We start from the raw sequence: 18109 nt of genomic DNA, 5'->3' as shown, positions 1-18109 counted from the left end.
CATTTTAAGATTTTGTCACCATTCCATTCTGGCTTGTGGAGCAGCATCTAATGAGGCAAAATCTCCTGCAATGTATTTATAGTAACCCACCATTGCAATCATTGCGGCATTATCGGTACAATATTCCAATCGGGGAATATAGAGGTTCCAGTTATTTTTTTCGCTTCGTAACTGAGCTTCCTTTCTTAACCCTGAGTTAGCAGAAACACCTCCTGCTATTGCAATCTCATTTATACCAAACTGAAGGGCAGCCATTTCGAGCTTGTTAATTAAAATAGAAGCAATTCGTGATTGAACAGAAGCGCATATATCGTTTAAATTCCCCCTTATAAAATCGGGATTCTCCTTTACCTGATCCCGTAAAAAATAAAGTATGGAAGTTTTTAACCCGCTAAAGCTAAAATCCAGACCGGGAACTTTGGGCTCAGGAAAAGAAAAACGCTTTGGATCTCCTGCTTTTGCATAGGTGTCAATGAGCGGACCGCCTGGATAAGGAAGACCCAATAACTTTGCTGTTTTATCGAATGCTTCCCCGGCTGCATCATCATTTGTTTCTCCCACGATTTTCATATCCAGGTAATCTGCTGCCAATACAATTTGGGTATGGCCGCCAGAAACCGTAAGGCACAGAAACGGGAAAGCAGGTTTATGGATTGTGTTCTGTTTAACATCATCTCTGCTGACAATAAAATTAGCCAAAACATGTGCCTGCATATGGTGGACACTTATGAGGCGAATATTCCAGGCAAGCGCAAGTGATTTAGCAAAAGAGCTCCCCACCATCAGCGAGCCTATAAGACCCGGGCCGGCAGTAAATGCAATAGCATTCAACTGTTTTCTGTTAATCCGTGACAGATTAAATGCTTCTTCAATAACCGGAATAATGTTCACCAGGTGTGCCCTGCTTGCCAGTTCAGGAACCACTCCTCCGTATTGCTCGTGTACTTTTTGCGAGGCGACCACGTTCGATAAAATAATGCCGTTTTCTAAAATTGATGCAGACGTTTCATCACAGGAAGATTCAATAGCTAATAGCGTGACATTCATGATTTATATAAATCCTGCTTGTGAAAATATGAAGTAATTTTATCGCTGGCTGAATGGTAAACTTTTCATTTGAATATTCTTAAAAAAATCGGGAATGCATTTCTGATATTGCTCGGAACTATTCTTGTACTGAGCGGGCTGCTTTCGGCGAAGCTTAACGATACCGATTTTCAAAATTACCTGACACAAAGGTTCACAAAATATCTTTCCCAAAAACTTAATACAGACGTCAGGATTGATCATGTTTCATATAAACTATTTCATAAGTTTTCACTCAATAATTTTCTAATAAAAGATTTAAATAACGATACCCTTATCTATTCTCAGAATATAGATGTTGAAGTCGCTTTTATTAATTTACTGGAAAAGCGGTTTGTCATTAATAAAATTGATCTGAATAATTCCCAGGTTTATCTGCACCGCGGGCGTAACGGTGACTACACCTTCCAATTTATTATAGATGCATTAGGAGATACAACCTCTTCTGCTTCCACTGATTCATCATCAAGCCGCGAAGAAAATGCACTGGTATACCTGCAACTGGACAGAGTTGAATTGCAAAAGATGCACCTGGTGTTGCTCGACGAACCTAACGGAACTATGTTAAACTTTCAGTTCCCGAAGACAAATATTGAAATTGAAAAGCTAGACCTGAATCAGCCGCAGATTGAGCTCAGAGATCTACTCTTCGAAAATGCGGATCTTCAAGTTTCAAAAATTGCTCCCTTAGAAATACCAGGTAATCCTGTTGTTACTTCTGCTCACCTGTTACCCGATACAGCAGTTATTCACATAAATACTCAACCGGTAAAACTATTTGTAAAAAACCTGCAGTTCAAAAATTCCCGCTTTACATATGACGATACTGCTGAACCGGTTACCCAAAATCAATTCGACAGCTTTCATCAATCTTATAAAGATTTGAACCTGCAGTTTTCAAATGCTTCGATGATAATGGACACCATAAAAGCAAAAATTGATAATATAAGCTTTGAAGAAAAAAGTGGTTTTAAAGTAAACCATATGAAATGTGAGGCCCGGGTTACGCCTAAAAGTGCAGAAGCAAAAATGTTGAGCATAATAACGCCGAATAGTGAATTGAACAATTTTTTCTCAATGAGTTACCTGAATTTTCATTCTTTTTTCGATTATAATTCCAGCGTGGTGATGAAAGCAATTTTAAAATCTTCTACCATTTCGACGACAGATATTTCTTATTTCTTTCCCCAGTTAAAAAGCAATAAGGAATTAGTGCAGGCTAACGGAATATTTGAGGGAACAGTTGACCATATTCACGGAAAGAATTTAAAACTACATACTGGCAGTGTTACCGAACTGGAAGGTGACTTTGATTTAAATGGATTACCGGAAACAGAAGAAACATATATTGATTTCCATGCAGAGCGCCTTACAACCGATTTTCAGGATATAAGGAAACTTATTCCGGCAATCTCATTTCCTGGCCAATTGTCACGCCTGGGCAAAGTGAGCTTTAAAGGATCTTTCACTGGTTTTTTTAATGATTTTGTTGCCTACGGAAATTTCAATACGGCGATCGGTGAGCTTACTTCAGATGTAAATATGAAACTGAATACGCGCTTCGATAATGCAACTTATGGCGGCCATCTTATAGCGAGAGATTTTAATATCGGCGCTTACGGTGGTAATGATAGTTTATTTGGGCCGGTAAGCTTTGATGCCCTTATTGAAGGTGAGGGATTATCCTTAGAAAATATAGATGCTAAACTGAATGGCTCTATTTCAAAACTTACTTTTAATAACTATCAGTATCAGAATATTCTGATGAACGGTGAATTTCAAAAAAAATACTTTACCGGTAAGGTGCTGATGGCTGACAGTAATATCCACCTTGATTTTACAGGGAGTGTGGATCTTAACCAGGCTTTGCCGGTCTTTGATTTTAAGGCATTAATAAATAATGCAAGGCTAAACGAGTTAAAACTTTCCCGTGAAAATTATAGTCTCTCCACGCAGATAGATATAAATATGACAGGGAATAATATCGATAATTTTATTGGATATGCTAAAACCATAAATACCACATTTTCTAAAGCAGACCAAACGCTTTTCATGGATACCATTGCACTTCATGTTACTGAGTCTAATGGCGTGAAGACATTTTCATTTAAATCACAGCCTGTTTCAGCTAATTTTAAAGGTGCTTTAACACTCACAGAACTTCCTAACACTTTTTTATTTGTGCTGAATCAGTATTTTCCTTCGCTGCCGTTGAGGTATCGCCATGACATGGTGCTGGAAGATCTTGATTTTGATATAAATGTGAAGGATTCAAAACCTGCCTTTTCTTTTTTTGTTCCCTCATGGCAGGGTATAAATAATTCTTTTGTAAAAGGCCATTTCAATTCCACTACCAATACCATTGCATTTACCGGCTTCATACCTTTCTTAAAATATCAAACCCTGTCGCTCGATTCACTGCATTTTAATGCAACCACATCCGGCAATTCTTTTCATTTTGTTTCAATGGCTACAGACATGAAAATCGGGGATTCAATACACATTTTTACTCCGGTTTTTGAAAGTAGTGTGGGAAATGATACCATGCATTTTAATTTAAGAACTGAGGAAACCAAAAAGAATTCACTGAATGTGTTTGCTGCGCTCACAGGCGATACTTTTGGTATTCGCATTCATTTTTTACCCAGCAATTTTATTTTGAATCATCTGATCTGGAAGGTTTCAGATAATAACCTGGTAACGTACTCTTTGGAGCAATTACAATTCTTCAATTTTACCATTTCGAATGAAAATCGCTTTTTGACTATATCCAATGGAGATTTTCAGCAACGAGCAACAAACCTGCATTTCAATTTTCAAGACCTGCCTATGGTTGATTTATACAACTTTGTTCGTATAGAAGGTATTGATTTGAAAGGCAATTTAAGCGGCAGCATGGAGGCGCTGAATATATTTCATAAGCCTCGCTTTCGGGCCAATACTATTATGGATAATTTAACCCTGAATAATCAGCATATTAAAAGGGTTAAATCGGATATCGATTTTAAACCACGTGGCGACATGGTGCTTGTTAATCTTGAAACAGAGGATAGCGCTTACGACTTTCAGGTGGAAGGTGTTCTTAATCCGGGCCGGGTCGATAGCCAGCTTAATCTCAGCATTAATATAAACCGGATGGACCTGAGACTCGGTGAAAGCTTTATTCCTGATATTCTTTCTGACAGCCGTGGTAATGCAAAAGGTAAATTATTGCTTAGCGGAACATTCACAAATCCTTTGCTTACAGGTCAACTCTTTATTCCTTCTTTAAGCACCAAAGTGAATTACCTCCAAACCACCTATCATCTTAAAAATGAAAAAATAACATTTTATGAAGATTATATTGAACTGGATTCAATAAAATTATACGACGAGAATAATGATATAGCGATTGCACACGGAGAAATTGTACACGATCATCTGCGTAATTTTAATTTAAACTTGTCGGTTTTCAGTAATCGTATCCTTGGTTTAAAAACAACTGAAAAGGATAATGACCTTTTTTATGGCACTGCTGAAGTTGGAGGCCTTATTCAGTTTTTAGGACCTCCGGATAATATGGAGATCCGGGCCGTGATTTCTTCTAAAAAAGGGTCTTCCATTGCAGTACCTGTTGATTATACGACTTCGGTATCGAATCAATCATTTATCCGGTTCAAAAAGCACGGAGTACCAGAAAATAATTTTAGAGGAATCTCAGAAATCAAGCCGGGGTTAACGCTCAATTTTAACCTTGATCTTACTCCGGATGCCAATATCCAAATCATCTTCGATAAAAAAGCAGGTGATATTGTAAGGGGTACGGGACTTGGAAATATCCGCATGGAGATTGATACCCGGGGTGATTTCAATATGTATGGCACTTATAACATTCAAAAAGGAGATTACTTATTTACAAAACTCAACTTCTTCAATAAATACTTCACTATAGAGAGAGGAGGAACGGTTTCCTTTTCCGGTAATCCGTATGATGCACAGATCAACATTTCCGCTATCTATAAAACACGCGCTTCCGTGGCAGACCTGGTTTCGGGCACTTCTGTATCTTTTAATGAACAGGATCGAAAAGAGCTTGAACAGCGATTACCGGTGGATGTTTATCTCAAGCTTACAGGTTCCTTATTATTACCGGATATTACTTTTGATATCAGGCTTCCGGATATTAACACGATCAACAGCACTGCTTACCAGCAATTAGAAAAGGTGAAGCAGGATCAAAATGAATTAAACAAGCAGGTCTTTGGCTTAATGGTATTAGGTCGTTTTTTACCCACTGCTTCAGGCCTCGGTAATCAAAATGTAGGTACTGATGTAAACAATAGTGTGAGTGAGTTCTTATTGAATCAGCTCAGTTACTGGACATCCCAAATCAATAAGGACGTAAATTTTAAATTCGATTATTCCTCTTATGAATCAAGTCTGAATGCTACCAATCCGAACGACGTTACAAAAAGAAATGAGCTGCAGGCTGCCATTACTTATCGGCTTTTTAATGACCGTCTGGCGCTGGAGGCAGGTGGCAACTTTGATTTTGGCGGACAGCCGCAAAGCGGAAGCACTTCTAATACAAACAACTTCGCGGGAGATTTTGCACTCGATTATGAAGTAACACCTGATGGGCGAATTGTTGCCAAAGCATTCAGCAAAAGTCAGTATGATGTAGTAGACGAAAGGTATAAAACCAAAAATGGGATCTCACTTTCATTTCAAAAGGAATTTGACAAGCTGAAGGAATTGTTTAAAAAGCAGCGATAGCTCTTTTATACGTTTAGTACTAATTTATATTGATACACTTTGTTTTATATTAATTGTGTAAGTATACTTCAGTTTTCGACATATATTTCTTTGTGTTCGACTAATCGATTTTTTCCAGTGTAATTAGTTATTAGATTTGCTGCCTGAAATTTTCGTTAAAATCATATAAACATGAAGCGTTACCAATTAATTTTAGTGTTCCTGTTCGTATTTTGCAGCATTACCAAAGCGCAAAATCATTTACCTCCTAATTTCTTTTTAAGTACACTCGACAATGGGCTGCAAATATTAGTGGTAGAAGATAATAGCGTTCCATTATCAACAATAGAGATATGTGTGAAAAACGGGAGCTATACAGAATCCGATGAATTCAACGGGCTCTCTCACCTTTACGAACACATGTTTTTTAAAGCAAACAAAGATATTCCCTCACAGGAAGCCTATCTGAAGCGTGTAAATGAATTAGGCATTCAGTTCAACGGGACTACTTCAGAGGAGCGTGTTAATTATTTCTTCACTATGCCTGTGCACAACCTGGATGCCGGCTTGCAGTTTATGAACAGTGCCATACGCTATCCTCTTTTCCTTCCTTCAGAAATGAAAAAGGAAGATCCGGTTGTAGATGGAGAATTTCAACGGGCAGAGTCTGATCCTACTTTTTCGCTCGAAGATAAATTTAACCGCAAGATGTGGGGCGGCTTATATAGCAGGAAAAATCCTATCGGAGACCATCAGATTATTCTATCTGCCACACAGGAAAAAATGAAAGTTATCCAGGGGAAATATTACTGGCCTAATAATTCCATCCTCGTTATAGCCGGAGATGTACACCATAACGAGGTTTTTGATAAGGTAAAAAATATATTTGGTGACTGGCAGCCATCCGGCTTTGATGCTTTTCAAAAATGGCCCATTCCTGAAGTAAAGCCCCTGGGTGGCGACACGTTAAATTTTGTGCTCACCAATCAGAATGCCAGAGTGCCTATCGTATTCCAGGGTTGGCATGGTCCCGATACGCGAAATGATGTGAAATCAACATATGCTGCTGATATATTCTCTACGATCTTAGGCCTTGCTTCTTCAAAATTCCAGCGTGAGTTAGTAGATAGCGGCCTTGCACTCCAGGCTGGTTTAAGCTATCAGTCTGCTAAGTATACAGGCCCCATCCAGCTTTTTTGTGTGCCCAATCCCGTGCACCTTAAAGAGTGTATGAAAAAACTGGAAGGCGAAATTAATCAGTTCGACAATGCTGATTATTTTACTGATGAACAATTAGAAACTGCAAAAAATCAACTAATTATCCAGGATACGTATAACAAAGAAAAAACATCCTCGTACGTGCATACTGTTACTTTCTGGTGGGCTTCAGCCAGTATAGATTATTATACAACATATAATGACATGGTAAAGCAGGTAACACGCCAGGATATACAAGACTATATCCATAAATATATAAAAGGGCACTCCAAAGTATCCGGCATCTTGCTTCCACCCCAAATGCAGGATGCAATGAAAATAAATAGTTATAATGATCTAATGAATTAAATTAAACTTTAACAATAGAAAGCATGAAAAGAATTTCATTGAACATAGTTCTCTCGTCAACATTATGTCTGCTTATGTGGACAGATGCATTTGCGCAGAATGGTGTTGAAGAATTAAATGTTGATGGTTTAAAAGTGTATTTTAAGCACACTCCTAAAGAAGTAATAAGTGTCAGGTTATTTGTTGATGGCGGTACTGCAAATTATACCCTCGATAAACAAGGAGTAGAGGCCATGGCATATAACCTGGCAGTTAATGGTGGAACTACTTCTAAAAACAAAGTGGCATTCAAAACTGCTGCTGAAAAAATAGGCACCGAATTCGGTTTTCAGGCCACACTTGATTATGGCGATATTGACATGACGTGTGTTAAGCCTTTTTGGGATGAATCCTGGGCACTGTTTACGGATGCGGTTATGCATCCTGCTTTTGATCCTTATGAGTTCAAGCTTATACAGGATCAAATGATAGCGAGTGCCAAACAAGCCGAGGCAAACCCTGACGCATATCTTCAAAAGCTTGCCTTACAGATGTCTTTCAAGCAGAAGAATTATGAAAAAGATCCCCAGGGCTCCTCTGCTTCTTTAACGGGCCTGACGGTAGATGATGTGAAATCCTATTACAGCAGCGTAATTGGAAAGGGTCGTTGCTTTCTGGTGGTGGTGGGCAATATTTCTGAAGATGATGTAACTTCAAAAGTGAAAGCAACACTGGCTTCTTTAACTAGTAAAAGCTTGGCAAAGAAAGGATCGCGCGTAGTGCTTAGCACTTCAGGTCAAAATATTGTAGACCGCGATATTTCTACTAATTATCTATGTGGTGTAATGTCAGGACCGCTTCTGAATTCGCCTGATGGCATTCCCATGATGATGGCGATGAATATCATGTACGATCGCTTTTTTGTAGAGTTGAGAACCAAGCGAAGCCTGTCTTATGCACCTGCTGCATATTTTAATTCCAATGCTATTACCAGTCCGTACAGCATGCTTTATATCTCTACCGACACGCCTAAAAAAGCCATTTCCGTAATGGTAGACCTGTTAAATAGTGTGAAGCGGGAAGGGTTTAAGCCTGAGGAATTAACAGACAAGAAAGAACAATTCCTTACTGCATATCTATCAGGGTTAGAAACATCTGCCGGTCAATCTAATGCCATTGGCAGATGGGCATTGCGCGGAAACGTAAAGATGTACGATGAATTTGTAACAAGGGCAAACGCAGTTACCCTGAAAGATCTTAACCGTGTGATTGACCAGAATACCGGTGCCATTATGTGGACCTATCTTGGACATAAAGCGGATGTGCAGCCAACAGATTTTGTACAAACCACCGTATATAAGAATAAGCCTTATTAAAGACCAATAGAACTCAATGTTATTTCAAAACGGGGATCCACTATGGCTCACCGTTTTTTTATTTTCAAACATTATATCACGCTGTTTCTCCTGAAAATTGCCTAAGTTATTAGAACAAGAATCTGCACTTCGTGATGGTCCAACCAATACTCAAAGATTTCTTCGATACCGATCATCCATCTATAGGTCAACAAATGAAAGCACCTTCCTGCATCCAGCTTCGGAAGCCGCCTGCACTTGCAGAGCAATTTGGACCAAGGTGCAACCTTGATTTCGGAATAGTGGCACTAATACCTAAATATCCGCCAGAAGTAAGTATCATTCGTGGAAGGTTATTGGTAAAAAAAATTATGTTTTGTGCTTGAGTTGTTTTGAGATTTAAATCTTCATTATGCCTCGCTTACCTTTGAGCCCGAATCCTCTGCTACTTTAGGTTTTGGTTTTCGATGTGGCTTTCTCGGAATGCTTCACCTTGAGATTATACAGGAAAGATTAGACCGCGAAGTGTTACTCCAATTTTGGCACACTATTTTACTAAACAGAAACTATTGCAAATAAGCCTTGCTGAATATCAGAATACATTACAATTATCCGCACAATATATTCTCAATAGATCATCACCTTCAATTGGCGATGGGTAGTAATGTATCCGCGAAACATCCCTTCAGTATTGTACGGCATTTCAATATGACCGGAGCGATCAATGGCAATGCAACCGCCCCTGCCCTTTTTTTGAGTGAGCTTGGTTTTGATGACGTAGTTGGCAGCATCATGCAGGCTAATAATCCGGTATTGCATTAGGGCTGAAATATCATACGCAACCACATTACGAATAAAATCTTCACCATGTCCGGTGCATGAAACAGCACACGTTTTATTGTTTGCATAAGTGCCGCAACCTATTAACGGCGAATCGCCAATGCGTCCGAAATTTTTATTTACTATTCCGCCGGTAGAAGTTCCCGCTGCAAGATTTCCGTAGCGGTCAATCGCAACACACCCGACTGTTCCAAATTTATCTTCTTCATTTTTATCAGCAGGACGTATCATTCCGGTTGTATCATTTAGATTTAGCGGAGTTGTATCACCAACAATTACTTTTTGCAATTGCAACTGACGGTAAGGTGTGAAAAAGTAAGAAGTGTCTACTGTTTCAATGCCCTGATATCGTGCAAATTTTTCTGCCCCTTCTCCCGAAAGCAAAACGAACTTGCTGCTGTCGAGAACTTTTTTTGCTGCCGTAATTGGATTCTTAATCGTCTTCACTCCCGTCACTGCACCTGCTTTAAGATTTTTTCCATTCATAATCGCAGCATCCATTTCAATGGATCCCTCATGTGTGAGAACTGACCCACGACCTGCATTAAACAACGTGCAATCTTCCATTACTTTTATTGCAACCACCACGGCATCAACGCTCGTTCCTCCGTTCTGCAACACTTCATAACCTGATTGCAGCGCAACTGCCATGGTGTCTTTGTAAGCCTGCTCTTGCTGAGGAGTGAGATTAAGCTTTTTTAGTGCTCCTGCTCCACCGTGTACAGCAATTGCAACCGGATGATTCACTTGTTGAGTTGTTGATTGAGAAAACATATTTTTTGAAAAAGAAGAAAGAAGAATGAATGTTATTAGAATTAATTCTGCAAAACCACAAGGATGCGCTTTCATTTTTTTTATCCTGTGCATTGCAAAAGCTATCTTCATTATTTAAAGCAGCGACCAGCAAATGAAAATTTAAATCCGGAAGTATGATGAAAAGCTAATCGCATAATTCCTTTTCTTGTTTGACTGATTTAGCTCATGTGTTATAGAATAGTAAAGCTCAGTTTTGAAGTGATCATTAAAGATATAGTAAAATCCCAGCGCACCGCGAATCCTGTCAACTTTATCGTGTGTTGGGTGATTAACAGGATACCATAGCTCTCCATAAATAAAAGGCGAGAAATAATAATTGTACCTGTAACGGATCGTTAACTTATCACGATTGTATAAAAGTGAATTTTGCCTGGTTTCGTTGATCACGATCGGGTAATATGAATTCTGAATTCTTGCACGAAGAGATGCCGAAAACTTTTTTAACCCTTTTGAATAAGAAATATCACCATAAATCATTTGTCGTGGGTGATAAATATTATTAAGATCGCGCTGCTGAATGAACCTGTAGTTTACACCGAAAGCAATATTCCGGTTGAGTTTATAAGTTATTCCTGCCTCCATAAATGCGCTGCCAAGCTCTGATAAATTTTGATTGAATAGCTGTTGGCTATAGAGGTTAAACGAAAACGACGGAGAGGCCTTCTTTTCCAACCCTAATCCTACTATACCCTGAAAATCTTTTTGCTGACCGCTTAAATCTTTTTGTAATAGAAAAATTAACAAAACTGAAACAATTACAAGGTATGAAAACCTATTCGTGATTTTTTCAGTCATTAGTATTCGATAGAATAATTTCTGGAGTAAATTAATCCACCCTTCTCATTATAGATTTTTTTTGAAATCAGCATGCCTTTGCTGTCGTATTCATAAACAGTTTTGCGAATAATGTTCCCTTCTTTGTTGCTCAAAGCTTCAGATACCAAATCGTTCAAGGTATTGTAAGTGTAATCAATTTTTTCGGTGATGTTGCCGGTTGCATCATAAGAAATTTTTCCAACCAAGTTGTTCCACTTGTCGTATTGCGTTTCTGTTTTCATCAGCACCAGGTTATCCGGTGAAAGATGAATGTATTGTACTTCATCATTATGACGGTTGAAGTGAAACTGCTCGTGATCTTTCATATTTCCATTTGCATCGAAGTCAATGCTCTCTATCACGTTGCCACGGGCATCATAGCGTAAGGTATTCTTCTTGATGATCGAGTCACCTTTTCTTGTATCAATTGTAACCGTGCTGATGGATTTTATCTTCCTGGCTTTTATATCCACTTGACTTTGAGAGAACAAAGGATTTGCATGAAGAAGAGCGATTAAAATTAAAAATTGCAATATGAAATGCCGCAAAGAAGGCACAAGGGAACAGAGACAAAAGTGAGTCATGATCGCTATTGAAAAATATTTATCGTGCCCACATCCACCGTTTGTTTTCTGTCAGTGATGGTTATGTTTTCAATTACAGGAACGCTTCTTCCCGGAACTGTGAGTGTTGAATCAAGAGAGTAAACATAAAGTGTGTAATCACCTTTATATAGATATTTGAATTCGAACTTACCATCGTACGTAGTTTTTATTCTCTTGTCGTAGCTGATGTCATTACCAAAAATCAAATACACATACACATCTGCACCGGGGTATTCGCTGATGAACTGTGTGAAGGTGGTGTTGTAATGCTTAACAAACAGAGAACCTTTAATTGAAGCATCACCGCCAATGCCGGCTTCTTTTTGGCACGATGAAAAAGAACACAATGTGCTTGCAACAACAATGCAGAGAAGGATGATCTGGCTGCACCGTTTGGCAGACACTATATAGCGAAAATTGTTGTTTTTGATCACCACTCCTGGGTTAAATAATTGAGATATGCGAAACGTATCTGAATTTCCATTTTATGATATTGCTATTTGATCTTCAAAGCAAAATTCATTGAGGTTAATCACCTGATCAATTTCTAATTCATCAGGAAGATTATTTGCCGCAATGATCATCGTTCGTTTCCTTTTTTGCTTGTTGATGCGTTCAACAATAATCTTTTTTGATTCAGGATCCAGATCATCGAATGCTTCATCGAGCAGCAAAATTTTTTTTCGTGTCATCAATGCACGGGCAAATATCAGTTGCTTGCGTTGACCGGCAGAAAGGTTTTTTCCAAAATCATCAAGATGGTAATCCAGGTTTTCTGCTTCAGTTTCCGCCACATTAAAATTCAGACGCTGCAACCATTGCGAAGCTCTTACTCTCTTTTCATCAGCCCTGCTGTATGAGACGGCTTTGAATACCGTGTTACCAATCAGCGGCGCTTCATCAGAAACAATAGCTATGTTGCGGCGAACAGTATTTGGCGTAATCAAATCGTAATCGTATTGATCAAGAAATATTTTACCTGATGTAGGTTGATAGATACCCTGAATCATTTTCATTATGGTGCTTTTGCCGGAGCTCTGCTTTCCTTTAATAAATGTTATAGTAGCTGGTTCAATTGTAAATGATATATTTTTTAAAATTGGTTGGTCAGCATTTGGATATTGAAAACAAACATTTTCAAAAGAAATTCTCCCTGAAATTTCTGCAATTTCACGATCTCCGGATTTCCGTTCACCAGCTAAATTTAGAATACGAAGCAGCTTGGTGAATGATACATTTCCCATATTCCAGACCATATTCGCTTTCAAAATTCTTTTAATCACCCCTTGCATGTAAAGAAACAGCAGCACAAAATCAAGCACATCACCGCGGTTAATTCCGTATGGTTTTACTTCCCTCTTCAAGCTCACAAAATACAGCAGCACGGTGAGTGTGCCAAACATCAATAGCGGCAACAATGCCTGAATTACTGAATAAATTTTCCAGTAAGTGATTCCGAATCCGTAAAGCTTCGCTGACTTTTTATTGTACTGAGTTTCTTCCGGAACTTCGCGATTGAAACTTTTAATCGTTAAGAATGCCTGCATTCTGTTGGCTACAAATCCCAGCAACGTTGAGCGCTGATTTCTCCTGTTCAGTGTTGCCATTCTCACTTTTTTATTTAGCAGAATGATGGTGGTACATGCAACAGCAATACCTGCAAGCATTATGAGTGTGAGCGTTGCGTTAATGGAGAAGAGCACAGCGACGGAAGCGAGCATGAAGATCACATCCCCGGTGAATTGAATGACTCCCTTAGTGATGAAGTGCTGAATGAAAAGCAAATCGCCGCTGTATCGAAGCAAATATTTTCCTGTTGGTTTTATTTGATTTATGGCAACCGATTGTGAAAGCTGGGTTTTAAAAAGCAGCTCGCGCAAGTCTCGTGAGAATCGCTCGCCTATCATTCCCGTAAAAAATTTTTCTACGAATGTGATGAGTGATTTTGCTATGATGATAAGAATAAAGAAGAGAAAAAAGTCAGAAACAGAATGCAGTGAAATGTGAAGTGCATTGAATAGCTTTCCCTTTACAGAATTATCATGCAGCACCAATTGATAAAATCTGCCTATGCTGAGAGGTATAAGAACATTAAGCAAACTACTGATGATGTTCGCAAGGAAGGTGAAGACCACCACAAGCTTATTGCGCTGAAAAAATTCAATTATGAGTTTGCGCTTACTTTGCATAATTTATCATTCACTGTACAATCATTTTCCAGAATAGACGGTTAGCTGAGTTGCCACAAATTTTTTTCCGGATTTATTTTAGCATCTGCAAATTTAATGATTCGCACAGGAGTGTTGCGGAAGGCAAATCAATCTTATTTAAGCTTCAGGCAGCTACCACCATCCTGTGTGAAATTAAGAGATCATTAAACTCACCGCTCATAATCTGAAACATGTCGAGTACAGGCATTCCGCTGTGTTCCTGCACTTCCTGGATCAGCAGCGGACTCATGGTGAAGCGACCGCTTAGAAATGCGGGCGTGATGTGCAATTCATTTAAAACTTCAATTCCCTGGAACGCGCTTAAGCTGTCACCGCAGCTGAACACCACCGAGTTGATTGTTGATATAAATTCTTTTGAATTCAATAGAAAATTTGTTTCGCGCTGCAGCAAGCCATCTGCAATTTCTACAACAATATAATCTGGTTTTTCTGAATAAAGCTTTGCAAGCAATGACTCATATAGATCGAGCAACTCTTCTTTATCTGCCATATAGGTTGAAGGAAATCCCATGTCAGAAAAATCAGTTACTACGTCTGCTCCGGCATCATAAACGAAATCACGATCTTTGGTATGAACAGTGCCTGTAAATTTCATGAACGCTACGCGCTTGCCTGTTCGTTTTAGTCCACGAGCTATGCAACCGGCAGTGGTTGTTTTACCACTGTCCATAGTGGAGCCGATGGAGAGAATCACTTTTGCATTGTTCGGAATCTCGGCAGAGAATGATACACGCTGTTTTTTATACCACCGACTGTTTATCACCTTCCCTTTTTCATCGCATACATATCCGACAATTCGCACCTTGGTTGGCTCAATGTCTTTTAACGCATAATTTTTTGATTTCACAACGCCTACCGCGCCGCCGGCAGCAAGAATGTCATAAAGCGGCAGGGGCTCTGCAGGCACATAGCCTTCAAACTGTGAGGTTGCATAGCGATCAGCAAAAGCCGCCATAATAAAGTCACCTTCAAAGATGGCTACATTTCGTTTCTCCTCGCCCTGTACGGTTTCATGTTTACCCAATGTAACTATTTCAAAAATCGCAACGTCGCCGCTGATAGGGTGATGCGTGGTTACTATTTTTTCATTGACCGTGTAAGACTGAATGTCTTTTGTTACAATTGTTTTCTTGATTCGCATGGCTATCTATTTAACGTTGGTAAATAATTTTTTCTGAATAAATAATTTTATTATTGGAAAGAATGTTACAGAGGTACATCCCCTGTTGAATTTCATTTGTAAGAGAAATTTTTATTAGTGCTTCATGAAATGATGTTTCGAAAATTGTTCTTCCTGCCATATCAACAAGCTGAATTTTTTTTTCTAAAGCGGAATTATCTGAGGTGACGGTTATGAAATCCGATGAAAGATTAGGAAATATGGAAAAGCTTTTAATTTGTTTGATAGTACTTTCTATTCCGGTAACCGACGAATATTTCAGCACGACTATGTCACGCTGGTTATCTTTTTTCCATGTGCTGCCTGCGACATAAAGATCGTTATTAACGAGGTAAATCAGATTTGCAGCATCAAGCGTATCTGAGCTTCCTCCCCATAAAGTTTGCCACGCAACAGTGCCATTCACATTATACCGGATTATAGAAATATCATAATTCAAATCCAACATGGTGCCGTTATTCATGTGCAATGCCAGATAAATATTTCCAAATTGATCTGAAGCAATTGCATCCGCAACATCATTGAGGTGATTACTACCGTCGAAAGTTTTCATCCATAGTTCATTGCCGTTTGCATCATATTGAACTGTAACAGCATCGAGATTTACTGCCGCAGAATTATCTGCATCTGTTGTTCCTGTGATTGTGACATTTCCAATTGGATCAAGAGCGATGTCACTTGCCAGATCACCACCACTGTTGTTAATTTTCTGTATCCATTGCATATCCCCTGCTGATGAATATTTTAGTGTAATAATATCAGATGAATCATTTCCTGAGGAAGCACTGTTGCCAACGAGATATACATTTTCATCTGCATCAAGCTCCATTCCTTTCGGCTCTTCATTGCCAACGCCGCCATCATACGTCTTTATCCATTGCTGTTCACCATCATTATTGTATTTGACCACAAGTATATCGTGATCAGATCCATTAAATGTTCTTCCTACTACATACACATTTCCACTGGGAGCAACGCGCAGAAAACTTCCGCGATCAGGTCCGTTGCCTGCGCCCGCATATGTTTTTTCCCAGACCAAATTTCCGTCCTCATCATACTTTAAAGTGGTTGCTTCATCATTGGAATTAATTGAAGGATCGCTGTCAGTTCTTCCGGTTACATAAATATTTCCTGATTCATCAGTTTTCATGTCATACGCTTTATCATAATCGTGTGCAGGAGAATCATAAAAGCGAAGCCACAAGCTGTCGCCCGTTGATGAATTGATTTTTATTATGGTATAATCTCCCGATGTTCCGCTGTTCTTTGTAAATCCTGCAACAATGATGTTGTGGTTGTTGTCAATTGCGCATGCGTCAGCTTCGTCTTCACTATCAGGAGAAGTGCCATTAAGATATCGGGTCCACACTGTGTCACCTTCTGGAGTAAGTTTTATGCTCAGAAAATCACGGTTGTGTTCGCGGCGAACAGTATAGCCAACTGCATACAAGTTTCCCTCCGCATCAATTTTCAAGTCACGAATATTATCAGAATTGTCACCTATACCATCAAACGTGTTTACAAAAAGTTGTGATCCGGCATTATTACATTTCAATACTATAGCATTCCGCTGCGCCGCATTATTTTCTGAATACCCGGCAACAAAAGTATTCCCATTCACATCAGTAATCATCGCGTTGGCAACATCTCTATTTCCACCACTGCCTGAAAAAACAGTTGCCCATTGCAGCGTTCCGGTTGAAGAATATTGAATAGTAACAATGTCATTTGAAACTACGGGAGTATTATCAGCATCGCTATAACCTGTTACATACACCTTGCCTTCGGAAACCGAAATGGATGTTGGAATATCATCATTTCCGGCAGCACCATCGTATGATTCACTCCATTGTTGCTGCCCGCTTGTATTATACATTACGGTTCGATAATCTAAATTCACAAATTCCGTTGCATCTCCATCGCTCTGACCTGTTACATACACATTGGCTGAAGCGTCAACGAAAATTGCTGTCGCCTCATCATTATCCACATTATCAAAAACTTTAGCCCACAGTTGGGTACCGGACGAATTATATTTTATCGTATAGTAATCGTGATTGCTTCCGTTACTGCTCCAGCCGGTTACATAAATATTATTTTCAGCATCGATCGACATTGCCTGGGCACGATCATTATAACTGCGATCTCCGTACATGAGCCATTGCTGGTTTCCATTTTCATCATAACTGATGGTGGCATAATCATCGTCTATACCATTGTAGCTCCTGCCTGTTATATAGATGTTATTTAAATTGTCAACCAATACTTTTACCGCGCGGTCAATTCCATTTCCTAATCCATTGTAACGCACATCCCATTGCTGGTTTCCATCGCTGGAATATTTTATTGTGACGTAATCATCATTAGAAATGGCTGTAGCATCTTCATCACTTTGTCCTGTAACAATTACGTTTCCGTTTCCATCAAGTGCAATTGAATTTGCCTCGTCGTATCCGTTAGCAACATCATAATTGTAAAACTGACTCCAGATAGTGTTGCCGTTTGCATCGAGCTTCATCGTGAGACAATCGTTTCCAGCATCAATGGTTTTTCCGAAGCCGGTAACATAAACATTCTGCGAAGCATCTACCGTAATTGCCTGAACTTCATCAGCTCCATTTCCGAAAGCATTATAACTCATTCGCCAGATCACATTTCCTGCTGCGTCCATCTTCTGAATGAGGTAATCACGATCGGTGTTGATATTCACCGTACTTCCACCGGTGTAAATATTTCCTGCTGCATCAGAAACGATGCAAGTAAAGCGATCAGAATAATCACCCTGTCCGTTGTATTGCGATACCCATGCAAGAGAGGGTTGAGCAAACAATTTAAATGATACAATCGTTAAAACTGCAATCAATAAAATTGTTTTCACTGCCGGATATTTTACTTGTTGAA

Annotated in this window: 12 protein-coding genes; 4 read left to right on the top strand and 8 right to left on the bottom strand. The window is 39.1% G+C overall.

All coding sequences use genetic code 11. From position 1 onward, the window contains the following. Positions 1–15: 15 nt before the first annotated feature. Positions 16–1047, bottom strand: coding sequence for a tRNA (adenosine(37)-N6)-threonylcarbamoyltransferase complex transferase subunit TsaD (tsaD, locus tag H0W62_07900; GenBank protein MBA3648458.1), 1032 nt, complete (start codon positions 1045–1047; stop codon positions 16–18). Positions 1048–1116: 69 nt separating this feature from the next. Between tsaD and H0W62_07895 the strand changes: the two genes are divergently transcribed. The 4 genes from H0W62_07895 (at position 1117) to H0W62_07880 (ending at position 9106) form a co-directional block, all read left to right on the top strand. Further along, on the top strand, positions 1117–5841 hold the full coding sequence (locus tag H0W62_07895; protein MBA3648457.1) for a translocation/assembly module TamB domain-containing protein: 4725 nt from the start codon (positions 1117–1119) through the stop codon (positions 5839–5841). 171 nt (positions 5842–6012) lie between these two features. Beyond that, positions 6013–7386, top strand: a complete 1374-nt coding sequence (locus tag H0W62_07890) for an insulinase family protein (GenBank protein MBA3648456.1) — start codon at positions 6013–6015, stop codon at positions 7384–7386. A gap of 23 nt (positions 7387–7409) precedes the next feature. Further along, positions 7410–8741 carry an insulinase family protein gene (locus tag H0W62_07885; GenBank protein ID MBA3648455.1) on the top strand — a complete coding sequence of 444 codons (1332 nt, stop codon included), beginning with the start codon at positions 7410–7412 and terminating at the stop codon, positions 8739–8741. Between the two features lie 134 nt (positions 8742–8875). Beyond that, on the top strand, positions 8876–9106 hold the full coding sequence (locus H0W62_07880; GenBank protein ID MBA3648454.1) for a hypothetical protein: 231 nt from the start codon (positions 8876–8878) through the stop codon (positions 9104–9106). A gap of 241 nt (positions 9107–9347) precedes the next feature. Here H0W62_07880 and H0W62_07875 read toward each other — a convergent pair whose 3' ends face one another. The 7 genes from H0W62_07875 to H0W62_07845 form a co-directional block, all read right to left on the bottom strand. After that, positions 9348–10409, bottom strand: a complete 1062-nt coding sequence (locus H0W62_07875) for an isoaspartyl peptidase/L-asparaginase (GenBank protein MBA3648453.1) — start codon at positions 10407–10409, stop codon at positions 9348–9350. A 66-nt stretch (positions 10410–10475) separates the two neighbouring features. Continuing rightward, the gene (locus H0W62_07870; GenBank protein ID MBA3648452.1) at positions 10476–11171 is read right to left on the bottom strand and encodes a DUF2490 domain-containing protein; all 696 of its coding nucleotides are present in this window, start codon (positions 11169–11171) and stop codon (positions 10476–10478) included. Further along, the gene (locus tag H0W62_07865; GenBank protein MBA3648451.1) at positions 11171–11776 is read right to left on the bottom strand and encodes a hypothetical protein; all 606 of its coding nucleotides are present in this window, start codon (positions 11774–11776) and stop codon (positions 11171–11173) included. The genes H0W62_07870 and H0W62_07865 overlap by 1 nt, the downstream gene beginning before the upstream one ends. 5 nt (positions 11777–11781) lie before the next feature. Continuing rightward, complete coding sequence (locus tag H0W62_07860) at positions 11782–12231, bottom strand: hypothetical protein (GenBank protein MBA3648450.1); 450 nt, start codon at positions 12229–12231, stop codon at positions 11782–11784. A 51-nt stretch (positions 12232–12282) separates the two neighbouring features. After that, on the bottom strand, positions 12283–13986 hold the full coding sequence (locus H0W62_07855) for an ABC transporter ATP-binding protein (protein MBA3648449.1): 1704 nt from the start codon (positions 13984–13986) through the stop codon (positions 12283–12285). A 145-nt stretch (positions 13987–14131) separates the two neighbouring features. Next, on the bottom strand, positions 14132–15169 hold the full coding sequence (locus tag H0W62_07850) for a hypothetical protein (GenBank protein ID MBA3648448.1): 1038 nt from the start codon (positions 15167–15169) through the stop codon (positions 14132–14134). A gap of 10 nt (positions 15170–15179) precedes the next feature. Next, positions 15180–18086 carry an SBBP repeat-containing protein gene (locus H0W62_07845; GenBank protein ID MBA3648447.1) on the bottom strand — a complete coding sequence of 969 codons (2907 nt, stop codon included), beginning with the start codon at positions 18084–18086 and terminating at the stop codon, positions 15180–15182. Between the last annotated feature and the right edge of the window lie 23 nt (positions 18087–18109).

Source organism: Chitinophagales bacterium (assembly GCA_013816805.1).
Lineage (GTDB): Bacteria > Bacteroidota > Bacteroidia > Chitinophagales > UBA10324 > MGR-bin340.
The sequence above is the reverse complement of the archived record's forward strand: the minus strand, read 5'-3'. Positions and strand labels throughout refer to the sequence as shown.